General features: G+C 72.0%; 14 protein-coding genes. 9 read left to right on the top strand and 5 right to left on the bottom strand.

Annotated elements, in window-relative coordinates; all coding sequences use genetic code 11:
- Window positions 1–134 precede the first annotated feature (134 nt).
- The 4 genes from ABD126_RS14910 (at window position 135) to ABD126_RS14895 (ending at window position 4,651) form a co-directional block, all read left to right on the top strand.
- Window positions 135–1,415 carry an extracellular solute-binding protein gene (locus ABD126_RS14910; protein WP_343934402.1) on the top strand — a complete coding sequence of 427 codons (1,281 nt, stop codon included), beginning with the start codon at window positions 135–137 and terminating at the stop codon, window positions 1,413–1,415.
- A gap of 83 nt (window positions 1,416–1,498) precedes the next feature.
- Window positions 1,499–2,395 (top strand): carbohydrate ABC transporter permease, encoded by an 897-nt coding sequence (locus tag ABD126_RS14905; protein WP_343934638.1) that lies wholly within the window; start codon window positions 1,499–1,501, stop codon window positions 2,393–2,395.
- Between the two features lie 5 nt (window positions 2,396–2,400).
- Window positions 2,401–3,231 (top strand): carbohydrate ABC transporter permease, encoded by an 831-nt coding sequence (locus ABD126_RS14900; RefSeq protein ID WP_343934401.1) that lies wholly within the window; start codon window positions 2,401–2,403, stop codon window positions 3,229–3,231.
- 4 nt (window positions 3,232–3,235) lie between these two features.
- Window positions 3,236–4,651 carry a GH1 family beta-glucosidase gene (locus ABD126_RS14895; RefSeq protein ID WP_343934400.1) on the top strand — a complete coding sequence of 472 codons (1,416 nt, stop codon included), beginning with the start codon at window positions 3,236–3,238 and terminating at the stop codon, window positions 4,649–4,651.
- Window positions 4,652–4,701: 50 nt separating this feature from the next.
- Here the strand turns inward: ABD126_RS14895 and ABD126_RS14890 are convergent, their stop codons facing one another.
- From ABD126_RS14890 to ABD126_RS14870, 5 genes are all read right to left on the bottom strand, one after another.
- Window positions 4,702–5,733 carry a LacI family DNA-binding transcriptional regulator gene (locus ABD126_RS14890; protein WP_343934399.1) on the bottom strand — a complete coding sequence of 344 codons (1,032 nt, stop codon included), beginning with the start codon at window positions 5,731–5,733 and terminating at the stop codon, window positions 4,702–4,704.
- A gap of 39 nt (window positions 5,734–5,772) precedes the next feature.
- Window positions 5,773–6,813 (bottom strand): GNAT family N-acetyltransferase, encoded by a 1,041-nt coding sequence (locus ABD126_RS14885; RefSeq protein ID WP_343934398.1) that lies wholly within the window; start codon window positions 6,811–6,813, stop codon window positions 5,773–5,775.
- Between the two features lie 248 nt (window positions 6,814–7,061).
- Window positions 7,062–7,436: a hypothetical protein gene (locus ABD126_RS14880; RefSeq protein ID WP_343934397.1), complete on the bottom strand. Its 375-nt coding sequence runs from the start codon at window positions 7,434–7,436 to the stop codon at window positions 7,062–7,064.
- Window positions 7,437–7,541: 105 nt separating this feature from the next.
- Window positions 7,542–8,639, bottom strand: coding sequence for a winged helix DNA-binding domain-containing protein (locus ABD126_RS14875; RefSeq protein WP_343934396.1), 1,098 nt, complete (start codon window positions 8,637–8,639; stop codon window positions 7,542–7,544).
- Window positions 8,636–9,040, bottom strand: a complete 405-nt coding sequence (locus ABD126_RS14870) for a hypothetical protein (protein ID WP_343934395.1) — start codon at window positions 9,038–9,040, stop codon at window positions 8,636–8,638. The genes ABD126_RS14875 and ABD126_RS14870 overlap by 4 nt, the downstream gene beginning before the upstream one ends.
- A 123-nt stretch (window positions 9,041–9,163) precedes the next feature.
- Between ABD126_RS14870 and ABD126_RS14865 the strand changes: the two genes are divergently transcribed.
- The 5 genes from ABD126_RS14865 to ABD126_RS14845 all read left to right on the top strand — a co-directional run bounded on the left by ABD126_RS14865 (window position 9,164) and on the right by ABD126_RS14845 (window position 15,421).
- Entirely contained in the window at window positions 9,164–9,739 is a 576-nt protein-coding gene (locus tag ABD126_RS14865) for a DM13 domain-containing protein (RefSeq protein ID WP_343934394.1), read from the top strand.
- Window positions 9,740–9,993: 254 nt separating this feature from the next.
- The gene (locus ABD126_RS14860) at window positions 9,994–10,989 is read left to right on the top strand and encodes an AraC family transcriptional regulator (protein ID WP_343934393.1); all 996 of its coding nucleotides are present in this window, start codon (window positions 9,994–9,996) and stop codon (window positions 10,987–10,989) included.
- Window positions 10,990–11,089: 100 nt separating this feature from the next.
- A complete protein-coding gene (locus ABD126_RS14855) occupies window positions 11,090–14,557 on the top strand; it encodes a phosphodiester glycosidase family protein (RefSeq protein ID WP_343934392.1) in 3,468 nt (1,155 codons plus the stop codon).
- A gap of 71 nt (window positions 14,558–14,628) precedes the next feature.
- A complete protein-coding gene (locus ABD126_RS14850; RefSeq protein ID WP_343934391.1) occupies window positions 14,629–15,060 on the top strand; it encodes an SRPBCC domain-containing protein in 432 nt (143 codons plus the stop codon).
- A complete protein-coding gene (locus ABD126_RS14845) occupies window positions 15,050–15,421 on the top strand; it encodes an ArsR/SmtB family transcription factor (RefSeq protein WP_343934390.1) in 372 nt (123 codons plus the stop codon). The genes ABD126_RS14850 and ABD126_RS14845 overlap by 11 nt, the downstream gene beginning before the upstream one ends.
- Window positions 15,422–15,438 lie beyond the last annotated feature (17 nt).

Raw genomic sequence — 15,438 nt, 5'->3', positions numbered from 1 at the left:
CACGAGAGCGCTTCAGAAAGTTACGGAACGGTGTCGACCGATTGTCGGCGGGTTGACACCGACCGTGCCCACCGCGACCGTGAGAGCGCTCTCACAGCGGCCCGCGCGGTGGGTCGAAGCGGCTAGGAGGACGGATGAGCAGGAGTCTGGGCGGCCGGGTGTCGGCGGCCATCGCGATCGCCGTGGCTGCCACCATGACGGCCGCGTGCGGCGGCGGTGGTGACGCCGGGGACGACAAGATCAAGCTGTCGATCGGGATCTTCTCCGACTTCGGGTACGACAACCTGATCAAGGAGTACCAGGCGCAGCACTCGAACGTCGAGATCGAGCAGCGCAAGGTCAAGATGGAGCAGCACCACACGCAGTTGGCCACCCAGCTCGCGGGTGGGCGCGGCGCGGCCGACATCGTGGCCATCGAGGAGGGCAACGTCGCCCTGTTCCGCCAGTCCAAGGACAAGTTCGTCAACCTCGCCGACTACGGCGCCAAGGACCTGAAGTCCCAGTGGGCGGCCTGGAAGTGGAACCAGGGCACGACCGACGACGGCGACTTCGTGCTGGGCCTGGGCACCGACATGGGCAGCCTCGCCCTGTGCTACCGCCGCGACCTGTTCCAGGCCGCCGGCCTGCCCACCGACCGCGAGGCCGTGGGCAAGCTCTGGCCGACCTGGAACGACTTCCTCGCCACCGCCGACAAGTTCACCGCCGCCACCCCGAACGTGAAGTTCGTGGACACCGCGCAGAACGTCTACAAGGCGATCCTCGACCAGACCGAGGAGGGCTACTTCGCCAAGGCCGACGACTCCTTCATCGCCGACACCAACCCGAAGGTCGCCGAGGCGTTCAAGCTCGCCGCGGGCCTGGGCGAGAAGAAGCAGACCGGCGCGCTGTCGCCGTTCAGCCAGGACTGGAACGTCGCGCTCAAGCAGGCCTCCTTCGCCACCACCACCTGCCCGGCGTGGGCGCTCGCGCTGATCAAGGCCGGCGCGGGTGACGAGGCCGCGGGCAAGTGGGACGTGGCCGCCGCGCCCGGCGGCGGCGGCAACTGGGGCGGCTCGTTCCTGGCCGTGCCCAAGCAGGGCAAGCACCCCAAGGAGGCCTACGAGCTGGCCAAGTGGCTGACCGCGCCCGAGCAGCAGAAGCGGATCTTCAAGGAGACCGGCAACCTGCCCAGCGAGCCGGTCGCCTACAAGGACCCCGAGGTCACCTCGACGGTCAACGAGTACTTCAACTCCGCGCCGGTGGGCCGGATCTTCGGCGACTCCGCCGAGAGCCTCAAGCCGACCTACCGCGGCACCAAGGACGCCAAGGTCACCCCGGTGTTCAACAACGCCCTCTCCCGCGTGGAGACCGGCAAGCAGTCCACCGCGGAGGCGTTCGACCAGGCCGTGCGGGAAGCGCGGGACGCCGCCAAGTGACGGTCGCTCCGGCGCGACGCGGGACGGAGTCCGGGCGCTCCGTCCCGCCGCCGCGCACCGATCCGCCGTCGTGGCGGCACCGCCTGGGGCGCTGGGACACCCGGTACACGCCGTACCTGGCGATCGCGCCGTTCTTCGTCGTCTTCGGGATCTTCGGCCTCTACCCGCTGCTCTACACGGCGTGGGTGTCGCTGCACGACTGGCAGCTCGTCGACGGCGCGCAGGGGTTCGTGGGCCTGGAGAACTTCCGCGAGCTGTTCGGCGACCCGCACTTCTGGAACGCCCTGGGCAACACGGTCAGCCTCTTCGTGCTGTCCACCGTGCCGCAGCTGCTGGCGGCCCTGGGGTTGGCGGCGCTGCTGGACCGCGGCCTGCGCGGGCGGGCGTTCTGGCGGGCGGGGGTGCTGCTGCCCAACGTCATCTCGGTCGCCGCGGTGGCGTTGGTGTTCGCGCAGCTCTTCGGCCGCGACTTCGGCATCGTGAACGGTCTGCTCGGGTTCTTCGGGATCGACCCGGTCGACTGGCGCGCCGAGACGTGGGCGTCGCACCTGGCCATCAGCTCGATGGTCATGTGGCGCTGGACCGGCTACAACGCGCTGATCTACCTGGCCGCCATGCAGTCCGTGCCCAAGGACATGTACGAGTCGGCGATGCTGGACGGCGCGTCCCGGTGGCGGGTGTTCTGGTCGATCACCGTGCCGAGCATCCGGCCCACGATCCTGTTCACCGTCATCGTCTCCACCATCGGCGGCATGCAGCTGTTCGTCGAGCCGCAGCTGTTCGACCCGGGCGGCACGGCCACCGGCACCGGCGGCGCGGACCGGCAGTTCCAGACGCTGGTGATGTACCTGTACGAGAAGGGTTTCCGGCTGTTCGACGCCGGTTACTCGTCGGCGATCGCCTGGGTGCTGTTCATGCTGATCCTGCTCGTGGCCCTGCTGAACTTCACGCTGACGCGGCGCATCGCGTCCAAGGGGTGAGCGCCGTGGCTTCCCGTGTGGGCCGGGCTGGACCGGTGGCGTACGCGGTGCTCGTCGTCGTGCTGGTCGCCTCCATCTTCCCGCTGTACTACTCGTTCCTGATCGCCAGCAAGGACAACTCCGCCCTGGGTGACGCCGTGCCGTCGTTGATCCCGGGCGGGAACCTGTTCGAGAACCTGGCTCGGGTGTTCGACACCGTCGACTTCTGGCTGGCCATGCAGAACTCGCTGATCGTGGCCGGCACGGTGGCGATCAGCAACGTCGTGCTGGGCACGCTGGCCGGGTTCGCGTTCGCGCGGCTGCGCTTCCCGGGCGGCAACTCGCTGTTCCTGGTCGTCGTGGGCACGTCCATGGTGCCGACCCAGCTCGGCGTCATCCCGCTCTACATGCTGATGTCCGACCTCGACTGGTACGGCACGCTGCAAGCCGTCGTCGTGCCCGCGCTGATCGGCGCGTTCTCGGTGTTCTGGATGCGCCAGGCGTGCGAGGAGTCCGTGCCGTTCGAGCTGGTCGAGGCGGCGCGGGTGGACGGGTGCTCGGTGTTGCGCACCTTCTGGCACGTGGCGTTCCCCGCGGTCCGGCCGCAGGCGGCCGTGATGGGGATGTTCACGTTCATGACGGCGTGGAACGACTTCTTCTGGCCGCTGATCGTGCTGGACCCCAACGACAGCCCCACCGTGCAGGTCGCGCTGTCCACGTTGGCCAGCGGCTACTACACGGACTACTCGCTCATGCTCTCCGGCGCGTCGCTCGCGGTGCTGCCGGTCGTCGGGATCTTCCTCCTGCTGGCCCGCCAGATCGTCGGCGGGATCATGCAGGGCGCCGTTAAGGGGTGAACACATGACCGCAACCGACCCGGACACCCAGGTCGGGCAGGAGCTGCTGCGCTTCCCACCGGACTTCCTGTGGGGAGCGGCGACGGCCTCCTTCCAGATCGAGGGATCGACCACCGCGGACGGTCGGGGCCCGTCGATCTGGGACACCTTCGCCGCCACGCCCGGCAAGGTCGAGGGTGGCGACACCGGCGAACCCGCGTGCGACCACTACCGGCGCTACGCCTCCGACGTCGGCCTGATGGCCGACCTGGGGCTGGGCGCGTACCGGTTCTCCGTGGCGTGGCCGCGCGTGCAGCCCACCGGCGCGGGCGCGGTCGAGGAGCGGGGGTTGGCGTTCTACGACCGGCTGGTGGATTCCCTGCTGGCGCACGACATCCAGCCCGTGGCGACCCTGTACCACTGGGACCTGCCGCAGGCGCTGGAGGACCGCGGCGGCTGGCGCGACCGCGACACCGCCTACCGGTTCGCCGAGTACGCGGCCCTGGTGCACGCCCGGCTCGCCGACCGCGTGTCGGTGTGGACGACGTTGAACGAGCCGTGGTGCTCGGCGTTCCTGGGCTACGGCAACGGCATCCACGCGCCGGGCGTCGTGGACCCGAAGGCCGCGCTGGAGGCCGGGCACCACCTGCTGTTGGCGCACGGCCTGGCGGTGGCGGCGTTGCGGGCGCAGGCCCCGGCGGACCACCGGTTGTCGATCGTGCTCAACTTCTCCTCGGTCTACGCCGACGACCCGGCGCACGGCGAGGCGGTGCGCAAGGTGGACGGGTTGCAGAACCGGTTCTTCCTGGACCCGTTGAACGGCAAGGGCTACCCGGCGGACGTCGTCGCCGACACCGCGTGGCTGGGCGACTGGCGGCGCGTCGTGCGGGACGGGGACCTGGACGTCATCGCCGCGCCGATCGACTGGCTGGGCGTGAACTACTACAGCCCCACCCGGGTCGCGCTGTCGGCGGACCCGTCGCGGGTGACCCCGGGCCCGTTCCCCGGCCTGCGGGGCGTGGACCTGGTGCCGCCGCGCGGGGAGCTGACCGGGTTCGGCTGGGAGGTCGACGCGGACGCGTTCACCGACCTGCTGCAACGCCTGGACCGGGACGTGTCGGTGCCGCTGGTGGTCACCGAGAACGGCTCGGCGTTCCCGGACGAGGTGACCGACGGCCGGGTCGCGGACGTCGAGCGCACCCGGTACCTGGTGGACCACCTGCGTTCCGTGCACACCGCGATCGCGCGGGGCGTGGACGTGCGCGGGTACTTCGCGTGGTCGCTGCTGGACAACTTCGAGTGGGCGGCGGGGTACAGCCAGCGGTTCGGCATCGTGCACGTCGACTACACCACCCAGCGGCGCACCGTGAAGGACAGCGGGCACACCTTCGCGCGAGTCGTGCGGAACAACGCGGTCCCGTCCCACGGCCACCGCTTCTGACCGCCGGCGGGGTCGTCCCGGTTCACGCCGGGGCGGCCCCGCCCACACGGCTAGGCCGACTCGCGGCGGACCAGCACCGTCGGCAGGACTTCGCGCTTGGCCTTGATGGGCTCCTCGCGCAGCAGGCGCAGCAGGTGGGTGACCATGTGGCGCACCTGGTTGGTGGTGTCCTGTTGCACGCTGGTCAGCGGCGGGACGGTGTGCGGGGCGATCATCGGGTGGTCGTCGAAGCCGACCACGGCCACGTCCTCCGGCACGCGCTTGCCCGCCTCGTGCAACGCGTCCAGCGCGCCGGCGGCCATCAGGTCGCTGGCGATGAACACCGCGTCCAGGTCGGGGACCCGCCGGAGCAGGGCGGCCATCGCGTTCTTGCCGCCCTCGCGGGAGAAGCCGCCGTCCTCGGTCAGCAGTTCCACGTCCGCGTCCGACGCGCCCGTGGCCGACCGCCAGCCGGCCAGGCGGTCCATCGCCGAGTGCTCGTCCAACGGCCCGGTGACGTGCGCGATCCGCTTGCGCCCCAACGAGATCAGGTGCTCGGTGGCGAGCACGCCGCCGCCCTCGTTGTCGTGGTCGACCAGGTGCATGCCGCGCAGCGGACCCCACGGCCGACCCGCGTACACCACCGGCAGCGACAGCTTGCGGGCCAACGCGGGCAGCTGGTCGCCCTTGTGCGGCGCGAACATCAGCGCGCCGTCGACGTGCCCGCCGGCCAGGAACCGCTCGGCGCGCGCCATGTCCTCGGGCGAGTGCACGAGCAGCAGCACCATCTGCACGTCGGCGTCGGCCAGCGACCGGGCGGCCGACCGGATCAGCCACGCGAAGTGCGGGTCGTCGAAGATCTTCGGCTCGGGCTCGGAGAACACCACCGCGACCGCGCCGGTCCGCCGCGTCACCAGCGCCCGCGCGGCCTGGTTGGGCTGGTAACCCAGCGCGATCACCGCCGCCGTCACGGCCTCGTGCGCCTCCGGGCTGACCCGCGGCGAGGCGTTGAGCACGCGGGACGCCGTCGCCCGCGACACACCCGCCCGCGCCGCCACGTCCTCCAGCGTGGGTCTGGGGCCGGAGTGCGACTGGACGGACACGGGCACCAACTCCTCGAACGGCTAGCCGACCGTCCCAGCTTAGCCCGAGGTCACCGGCTGGGAAGCGCTCTCCACGCGAGACGAGCCGACCGAGACCCGCAGCAGACCGTCCTCCCGCCGCGACGACGTGGGCAACCCCGCCCGCGCCGCCGTGCGCAGCAGCCCGGTCTCGGCGGTCAGGCACCACCCGACCAGCTCCCGGTACCCGGCCGCCCGCGCGGTGCGGGCCAGCGCCAGCAGCAGCCCGGTCCCCACGCCCCGACCCTGCCAGGCGTCCTCGACCAGCAACGACACCTCGGCGCTGTCCGGTGTGGACATCGGGATCAGCTGCCCCATGCCCACGACCGCGTCCGCGCACTGGGCGAGCACGGTGGTGCCGCGCGGAGGGGTGAGCAGGCGGTGCAGCCAGCGGCGGGGGAGCGTGCGCACGCCGGAGTGGTAGCGGCTGAACAGGGTGCCCATCGAGCACCGCGTGTGCAGAGCGGCCACGGCGTCGGCGTCCCCGACCAACCCCGGCCGCAGCACCACGGCCATGCCGTCGGCGGTCATCAACGCCGAGGTCGTGGGCGCGCGGGTCCCGAGCAACTCCACGAGCGCCTCGGCCCGAGCCACCTCGACGTGCGTGAAGGGCGCCCAGCCCCGACGGGCCACCAACGTCGCGTCCGGCGTCTCGACCTTGATCCGGTACTCGCTCTCCTCGACCTCCCCGTCCGCGACCACCACGGAATCGGCCCCCAGGACCGTGCGCACGGCATCACCCACGCCTCCGGGCAACCGCATGGCGCGACCGGCCGCCCGCAGCGCCGCCGTGGGGGCGTCCACGAGGTCACGCACGTCGGCAGGCGTGATCCCGACACACCGCCCACCCTCGGCCCGAACCGCCGCGACGAGGTCGGCGGGCAACAACCCCGGTGCGGCGCGGACAACCAGTTCGTCGATCACCCCGCCGGGGACGGGGATGACGGACAGGGCGAGCACGTTGCACCCGCGCTCGGCGAGCCGGATCGTCATGCGGGCCAACGCGCCGGGGCTGTCGTCCAGCTCGACGCGCAGACGCCAGGTCTTCGGTGTGGACTCCATGGGACCAGGTTGACGGGACCACGTTGCCGACCGGGGACACCAACGTTACGAGCACCCAGCCCCCACTGTGACCTCCACCGCCCCCACCCTCGCCGCTTTCGCGCCGCAGGCGCACGCCAAGCGCAGCGCCCGCGGAACGAACCGACGCCCTTCCACCCCCGGGGGCCTGCCGCGCGGCGAGCGCCGCTTTTCGCTCTTCGCTTTTGATCTTTCGAGCGCTCCGCACTTTTAGCCCGAAAGCGCGCAGCTCACTCGTCGCACTGAGGAGGCGGCAGCGGGTTGAGAGGCCCGCAAGGCCACTCGGTCTTCTTGGTCTTCGTAGTGGTGGGCGCAGGCGGAGGAGGCGGTGGCGGCGTGGTGTCCGCCGAAGTCGTCGTCACCGTCGTGGTGGTCACCCGAGGCGCGGACGTCGAGGCCCTCGGAGCCGAGGCGGCTTCCGTCGTCGGGGTGCCGGTGACCGCCGGTTCGGTAGCCGAAGTGATCGAACGGCTCGTGATCCAAGTGGACGCGGGCGGTTCCGCCTTCTGGCCCTCGTCCACGTTGTGGATGTAGACGCCCACCAGCACGCCGGTCAGCGCCGACGCCGCCACGGCCAGGCCGCACGCCGCCCACACCACACGCACAGCCGACCCCCTCCGTCCTGCCCGGAACCCCGTCCAACGCCCCGTCCAACGCCTGTCCGAGCGGCAGATCCGAGCGGCAGAACAGTACCGCTTGATCCACCGGACTCACCCGGCCCACACCACCTCGACCGCCTCGCCCAACCGGTCCGCCTCCGCGACCACCGCTTTCCGCACCTTCGCGGTCAACGAGCCGAAGGGTTCAACAGTTGTCTGGACCCGTCCGCCCTTGCGCTCCTGGGACCACACCCCGGCCATCAGGCCGTCCACCAGCAGCACCGGCGACAGCCAGCCCTGCGGGCGGTACACCAGGTCGGGCGACCCGCCGGTCATCAGGTTCGCCGCGTGCCTGGTCGCCGCCACCACGTACTGGTCGAACGCGGGCAACAGGCGCACGCCGCGCACCGGTTCGGCTTCCCGCAACGCTGTTACGAGATCCGCCCGCGCCCAGTGCGGCGCGCCCTCGACGTCCACCGGCACGACCCGCTCGCCCAACGCCTTGAGGACCCGACCGGCCTCCGCCGGGCTGACGCCCCACCAGCGGGCGAACTCCTCCCGCGTCGCCACGCCCTGCACACCCCACCACCGCAGGGCGATCTCCGGCACCGGGTCGGCCGGCGGCGGGCCGACCTCGATCCACGTGTCCGGCCGGGTGAACCGCACCAACTGGCCCTCACCGGGCCCGAACACCAGCCGGCCCTGGAACGACGCCGGCTTGAGGTACGCGCCCCAGCTCTCGCGCAGCTTCTCGCCGATGTGGTCGGACGTCCGCGCCGCCACCTCGTCGGCCAGCTCGGCCCGGGTCAGCACCCGGCCCTTCAGCGCCTCCGACACGCCCTCCAGCAGCGCCTGCAACTCCTCGGCGGTGATCTTGAAACCCCGGTGCCAGACCGGTTTGGTGTAGTGCCGGTACGTCCCGAACCCGGCCTGCCACAGCGCGTACTCGTCGGACCGCAGCAGGTGCAGCGTGCCGCGCATGCACCACGTCTTGACCAGCGTCCGGTCCTCCCACAGGGCCCGCTCGACGTAGTCCGCCGGCAGGCCGTCGACGCGCGCGTGCAACGTCGCCTCGGCGGACGACATGAGCTGCGCGTGCAGCCCGCACAGCTCGGACACCACGTCCAGGGCTTCCGCCGCCGGCCGCCGCACGTCCAGGCTGTGCGCGCGCGTGCGCCACGCCGCCACCCGCCCCCAGGTCAGGCTCACTCGTACCCCTTCTCGCGCACCGCGTGCTCGATCGCGGCCAGCCGGCGCTCCAACTCGGCCGTGCCCAGGACGCGGGCCAGCACGAGCGCCGCGCCGGACAGCCCCGCCACCAGCACCGACCCGGTCAGGTGCCACGTGGGCGCGTCACCCGTGCAGGTGAACACGTCACCGAACCGCTCCGCCGAGCACGTCACGAACGGCACCGCCGCGATGCCGACCGAAGCCGCCGCGACCCCGCCGAGCAGGGCCGAGCCGAACGTGCGCATCAGCGGGAAGACCGCGTTCAGCGCGCCGGCGGCGGCGATCGCGAACAGCAGCGGCACCGGGTGCGGGAACGGGCCGAGCACGGCGCAGCCCACCATCAGCGCCGTCACGACCACCAGTCCGGTCCGTTCACCCACCCGGCGACCCTAACCCGCGCCGACAGCCGGACGTCAGAAGTTCGTAAGGCGTTTCCAGGACTCTCGGAAGCGTCCGGTTCGTCAGAGTTAGGCACAAGCGGACGAATCGGAAGAGGCGGGGTCATGTCCAAGCGGAGTGTCCTGATCGGGGTGTCGGCGGTGCTGATGGTCGCGCTGGCGGTGGGGCTGTACCTGTTCCAGCCCTGGCGCCTGGTCACCGACCGGACGGCGGACGAGGCGCTGCTGGTGCCGGTGTCCACTTCGGAAACGGCGACGCCCAACGCCGAACCCACAACGCCAAGCGCCGCACCCACGACGCCCAGCGCGGCACCCACGACCAGCGCGGCTCCCACGGGTCCGGTGGCGTTGGCGTCCGGCCCGTTCCGATCGCTGGAGCACGCCACGACGGGCAGCGCGTCGCTGGTGCGGCGACCCGACGGCACGCACGCCGTCCAGTTCGAGTCGCTGGACACCAGCGACGGTCCGGACCTGTACGTGTACCTGTCGGACAAGTCGTCGGACTCGCCCGAGTCGGCGTTCGGCACCGGGTTCACCAGCCTGGGCAAGCTGAAGGCCAACCAGGGCAACCAGGTCTACGACGTGCCGGCCGGGGCGGACCTGGCGACCGTCCGCAGTGTCGTGATCTGGTGCAAGCGGTTCTCGGCCGGCTTCGCGGTAGCACCGCTGGAACAGTCGTGACACCCGGGGGAAACAAACGAGCATGGTCTGGACCAGGTATAGCCTTTTCGCAGTATTGACGCATCTGGTCTAGACCACTTAAAGTGGTGATGCACACAACAGAACGTCCCTCGTGGATGGGCGGGCGGATGCCCCATCGGCGAGGAGCCAGGCTCACTGGGGTGGGCCACCGGGGGCGGCGGCGCGGAACCTTCTCTCTCCCCACACCGCGTCGCCGCCTTCGGCTGTGCGCCGTTCCTGCCACACTGTGAGTGATGCTCACGAGGACCATCGCCATCCACTACGTCAAGGCGGCCTTGCGCGGCGCGCGGCGGCACGGTCACGACGTGGCCGGCCTGCTCGCCGCCGCGGGGATTCCCGAAGCGCTGCTGGCCGACGACCGCGCGCGGGTCACGCCCGCCCAGTACTCCCGGCTGATCCAGGCGCTGTGGGAGGTGCTGGACGACGAGTTCATGGGTTTCGGGCCGCAACGCAGCAAGCGCGGCACGTTCCCGACCATGTGCCTGCTCGCCGTGCACTGCGCGTCGCTGGAGGACGCGCTGCGCCGCGGGCTGGCCTTCTACGCGTTGTTCGACGTGCGGCCGGAGATGACGCTGGGGGAGCGCGGCGGCGTCGCGCGGTTCACCCTGGTGACGGAGGGTGTGGACGACCCGGACCGGTTCCTGGTGGAGTCGCTGCTGGTGCTGTGGCACCGGTTCTCGTCGTGGCTGATCGGCCGGCGCATCCCGTTGCGCGGGGTGGAGCTGGCCTACCCCGAGCCGCCGCACGCGGCCGAGTACCACCTGATCTTCGGCTGCCCGCTGCGGTTCGGCGCGCCGGAGACCGTGCTGGCGTTCGACACCCGGTTCCTGCGGATGCCGGTGGTGCAGGACGAGGCCGCGCTGCGCCGGTTCCTGCGCAACTCGCCGGGTGAGCTGCTGTCCCGGCGGGACTACGGCGCGGACTTCTCCAGCCAGGTGCGGCGGATGCTCGGCGGCGGGGTCGTCGGGCTGGACAACGTGGCCGCGCGGCTGGGGGTGTCGGCCCCGACGCTGCGCCGCAAGCTGGCGGCCGAGGGGACGTCGTTCCGCGAGGTGCGCGAGCAGTTGCTGCGCGACCAGGCGGTGGCGAGCCTGGTGCGCGGCGGCGAGTCGGTCGAGGAGCTGGCGCTGCGGCTGGGGTTCTCCGAGGCCAGCGCCTTTCACCGGGCGTTCAAGCGCTGGACGGGCAACAGCCCTGGCGCCTACCGGACGGGTGCTGCTACCCAGTAGGGCAGGTGGTCGCACTTGCTCCGAATGGCCGGTGTTCCGCCAAGCTCTCACGAGGTTGGCTGGCAGCGGGTAACTCATTCACCACACCGCGGGAGCCCCCGTGCCCAGACGCCTCCGACCGTTCGTGGTCGCCGCCGTCCTGACCCTCGTCCCCTTCACCCCGGCCCACGCGACCCCGGCCCACGCCGACCTGCGACCCCCGGCCCCTGACACCCCGGCCCACGCCGACCTGCGGCCTCCGGCCCCCGACACCATTGTCCCAGGTAGGACCGACAGTTCGGGCCTGAGTGCTCCTGGGGCCAATCACCCCGCGCCCCACCGACAAACCCCCGACCTGCCCGACGAGCCCGCCGCCCGGTCCGCCGTCGAGCGCCGCATCGAGACCGCGCGCACCACCCGGCCGGTCGCGCCGGGCGTCGAACTCAGCTCCTTCGACTGGTACGAGCCCGGGGACGCCGGCGGCTGGATCCGCGGCGACGCGCTCACCGTCGACCTCACCGCCGGCACGCGCGTCGACTACCTGCACCCCGGCGCGGTCACCGCCGCCGAACCCCTGTCCGCGCAGGCCGCCCGCACCCGCGCGGTCGCGGCGGTCAACGGCGACTTCTTCGACATCAACAACTCCAACGCGCCCGAGGGCGTCGGCGTGCAGGACGGCCGCACGGTCAAGTCGCCCGCCGCCAACCACCGCCGCGCGGTCGGCATCGACGCCGCGGGCATCGGGCGGGTCATGGACGTCCTGTTCGACGGCCGGATCACCCGCGCCGACGGCACCACGACCCCGTTGAACCAGCTCAACAGCGCGTCCATCGCCGCGAACGGCATCGGCGTGTTCACCCCGCTCTGGGGCTCCTACAGCCGCTCCCGCGCGGTCCGCGGCGCCACCAGGGTCGAGGAAGTGGTGGTGCGCGGCGACGTCGTCACCGAGCACCGCGCGAGCGCGGGCGACGACCCGATCCCGGCCGACGGCTTCGTCCTGGTCGGCCGCGAGACCGGCGCGGACGTGCTGAAAGCCCTGGCCGTCGGCGAGCAGGTCACCGTCGACTACACCACCAAGGCCCAGGACGGCAGCGCGCTCAGGGCGGCCGTCGGCGGCAACCAGCTCCTGCTCAAGGACGGCCAGGTCGTCGCCCCGGACGACCCGCTGCACCCGCGCACGGCGGTCGGGTTCTCCGCGGACGGCAAGAAGATGTTCGTGCTCACCGTGGACGGGCGGCAGGCGCCGTTCCTGCTCGGCCTGAACCTCAAGGACATGGCCGCGACCCTCAAGGAGATGGGTGCGCACAACGCGCTCAACCTCGACGGCGGCGGCTCGTCCACCCTGCTCGCCCGCACCCCCGGCACGGACGCCGTCACCGTGGAGAACACGCCGTCCGACGGCGGGGAACGCCCGGTGCCCAACGGCCTCGCCCTCTACGCGCCGGAGGGCAGCGGCGACCTGGTCGGGTTCTGGACCCGCACCGCGATCGACCCGCGCCGCGCGCCGGGCGCGGACACCGTGCCCGGCGGCCACCCCGAGCGGGTGTTCCCCGGCCTGACCCGCAGGCTGGTCGCCGACGGCTACGACGAGACCCACGGCCCGGCCCGCGACGACGCGCACTCGTGGCACTCGACGCGCCCGTTCGTCGGGCACGTCCGCGACGGCGTGTTCCGCGGCCACACCCCGGGCACGACCAAGGCCGTGGCCCGGCGCGGGGGCGTCACCGGCGAGGTCGAGCTGACCGTCCTCGGCCCGCTGACCCGCCTGTCCGCCACGACCAGCCGGCTCAGCCTGACCACGACCGGCGCGTTCGGCGTGATCGGCCACGACCCGGACGGCTTCACCGCGCCGATCGAGCCGACCGACCTCGCGCTGGACTACGACCGTTCCGTGGTGGACGTCGCGCCCGGCGACAACGGCTCGTTCACCGTCACCGCGCGCCGGCCGGGAGCCACCACGGTGACCGCGCGGGTCGCCGGCCAGGAGGTGCGGATCGCGGTGACCGTGGGGTTGGAGGAGAAGCTGGTCGCGGGCTTCGACGACGGCGCGTCCTGGACGTTCGGCTCGGCGCGCGGCTCGGGCTCGGTGACGCCGGTCCCGGACGGGCGCACCGGCGCGGGCCTGAAGATCTCCTACGACTTCAGCCAGTCCACCGGGACCCGCACGGCGTACGCGATCCCGCCCAAGCCGATCGTGGTCGAGGGGCAGCCGCTCGCGCTGGGCGCGTGGGTGTACGGGCACGGGCGCGGCGAGTGGACGGCGTTCACCGTGACCGACAACGCGGGGCTCACCAGGTCGCTGTACGGCCCGTACATCACGTGGACGGGGTGGAGGTACCTGGAGGTGCCGGTCCCGGCGGGCTTGGCGTTCCCGTTGCGGATCAACCGGTTCTACACCATCGAGACCAAAGCCGACCGCCAGTACAAGGGCGAGGTCGTGGTGGACGACATCGTCGCCAAGGTCCCGCCCGCGGTCGACCTCCCGCCGTCCCAGCCGACCTCGGACCGGGTCGTGGTGCGCGACGGCACGGTGGACGACCGGCCGTGGCGGTTCGCGGTGCTGTCCGACGCCCAGTTCGTGGCGCGCAACCCGGACAGCGACCTGGTCCGCTCGGCCCGCCGCACGCTGCGCGAGATCAAGGCGCAGAAGCCGGACTTCGTCGTGGTCAACGGCGACTTCGTGGACGAGGCGGCACCCGCCGACCTGGCGCTGGCCCGGCGCGTCCTGACCGAGGAGTTGGGCGACGAGCTGCCCTGGCACTACGTGCCGGGCAACCACGAGATCATGGGGCCGGGCACGATCGACAACTTCCGGCGCGAGTTCGGGGCCACCAACCGGACGTTCGACCACAAGGGCACCCGGTTCGTATTGCTGGACTCGTCCACCGGCACGGTGCGCGGCGGCGGTTTCGACCAGGCCGCGATGCTGCGGGACGCCTTGCGGCACCACGAGGACATCAACTCCGTGGTGGTCATGGAACACCACCCGCCGCGCGACCCGACGCCCACCAAGGGCAGCCAGCTCAACGACCGCATGGAAGCCGACCTGGTCGAGGACTGGCTGGCCGACTTCCGCCGCACGACCGGCAAGGGCGCGATGTTCATCGGCGCCCACGTCGGCGTGTTCCACGCGTCCAGAGTGGACGGTGTGCCGTACCTGATCAACGGCAACTCGGGGAAGTCGCCGGCGGAGGGCGGTTTCTCCGGCTGGACGCTGCTCGGCGTGGACCACCGGCGGGAGGACTGGGTCGCCGCCGAGATCCGCCCGCACGTGGACGCCCTGACCCTGACCGCGCCGGACGTCGCCGTCGTCGGCACGCCGGAGACCGTCGTCGCCACCCTGACCCAGGGGGCGCGGCAGGTGCGGGTCCGCTACCCGGTGAGCGCGGACTGGACCGCGTCGCCGAACGTCCACGTCGGACCGGCGCACGGCGTGCGCCCCTGGCACGCCGCGTGGCTGGACCCCGAGACCGGCCGGTTCACCGCGTTCCGGGCCGCGCGGGTGTCGCTGGCCGTGACCGTGAACGGGGTGACCCAGCGCGGGGACGTGGCCGTCACGTGGCCCGAGTGGGGTCGTCGGGTGGCCTGACCCACTTGACGCAACCGGATGGTTGCCATACTTTGGCAACCATCCGGTTGCTACTCACGTGGAGGTCAGTCATGGGTTTCCCCGACCGCATCGAGCGCACCGTCGAGGTCGCGCAGCCGCCCGAGCGGGTCTGGACGGCCATCACCACCGCGGAGGGCCTGGCGTCCTGGTTCGGCGACCGGGCGACCGTGGACCTGCGCCCCGGTGGTGGGGTCACGATGTCCTGGGAGAGCGGCGACGCCGTGGAGATGCGGGTCGAGCGCGTCGAGGAGCCGTCGGTGTTCGGGTTCACCTGGCGCATGCACGGCATGCCCGAGGACGACCCGCGCCGCACGTACGTCGAGTTCACCCTCGAACCGCACGGCCCGGGGACCCGGCTGACCGTCGTGGAGTCCGGTTTCGCCCAGCTCCCGGACGACTGCCACGGCAAGGCCTACGACGCCCACTCGCAGGGCTGGCAGAGCGAGCTGGGCGAGCTGGTCGACGTCCTCGATGCGGCCTGACGAGACGGTCGGGCGTGACTCGGAGACGGTCGCAGAACAGGTCTTCACCGCCCTGGCCGACCCGACCCGGCGGTCGATCCTGGCCGCCCTCGCCGCGCGCGGCCCCGCCACCGCCACCGACCTCGCCGAGCGGCTGCCCATCACGCGGCAGGCGATCGCCAAGCACCTGGCGCTGTTGGCCGAGGCCGGTCTGGTGACGGCGGAACCGGGCGAACGCCGCCGCGTGCGCTACCGGCTGGACTCGACGCCCATGCAGGTCGCCCAGCAGTTCCTGGCGGCGCTGGCCCGGGACTGGGACGGCCCGTTGGCGGCCCTGAAGAACCACCTCGAACGCACGGACCAGGAGAACGGACATGACTGAGCTGAGCCACGTCGTCC

The organism is Saccharothrix mutabilis subsp. mutabilis (assembly GCF_039521145.1).
Lineage (GTDB): Bacteria > Actinomycetota > Actinomycetes > Mycobacteriales > Pseudonocardiaceae > Actinosynnema > Actinosynnema mutabilis.
This window is presented reverse-complemented; position numbering and strand designations above follow the sequence as displayed.

Coding starts and splice junctions, on each gene's coding strand:
- ABD126_RS14850 (WP_343934391.1), top strand. CDS start 14,629: ATGGGTTTCCCCGACCGCATCGAGCGCACCGTCGAGGTCGCGCAGCCG.
- ABD126_RS14910 (WP_343934402.1), top strand. CDS start 135: ATGAGCAGGAGTCTGGGCGGCCGGGTGTCGGCGGCCATCGCGATCGCC.
- ABD126_RS14885 (WP_343934398.1), bottom strand. CDS start 6,813: ATGGAGTCCACACCGAAGACCTGGCGTCTGCGCGTCGAGCTGGACGAC.
- ABD126_RS14860 (WP_343934393.1), top strand. CDS start 9,994: ATGCTCACGAGGACCATCGCCATCCACTACGTCAAGGCGGCCTTGCGC.
- ABD126_RS14845 (WP_343934390.1), top strand. CDS start 15,050: ATGCGGCCTGACGAGACGGTCGGGCGTGACTCGGAGACGGTCGCAGAA.
- ABD126_RS14865 (WP_343934394.1), top strand. CDS start 9,164: ATGTCCAAGCGGAGTGTCCTGATCGGGGTGTCGGCGGTGCTGATGGTC.
- ABD126_RS14895 (WP_343934400.1), top strand. CDS start 3,236: ATGACCGCAACCGACCCGGACACCCAGGTCGGGCAGGAGCTGCTGCGC.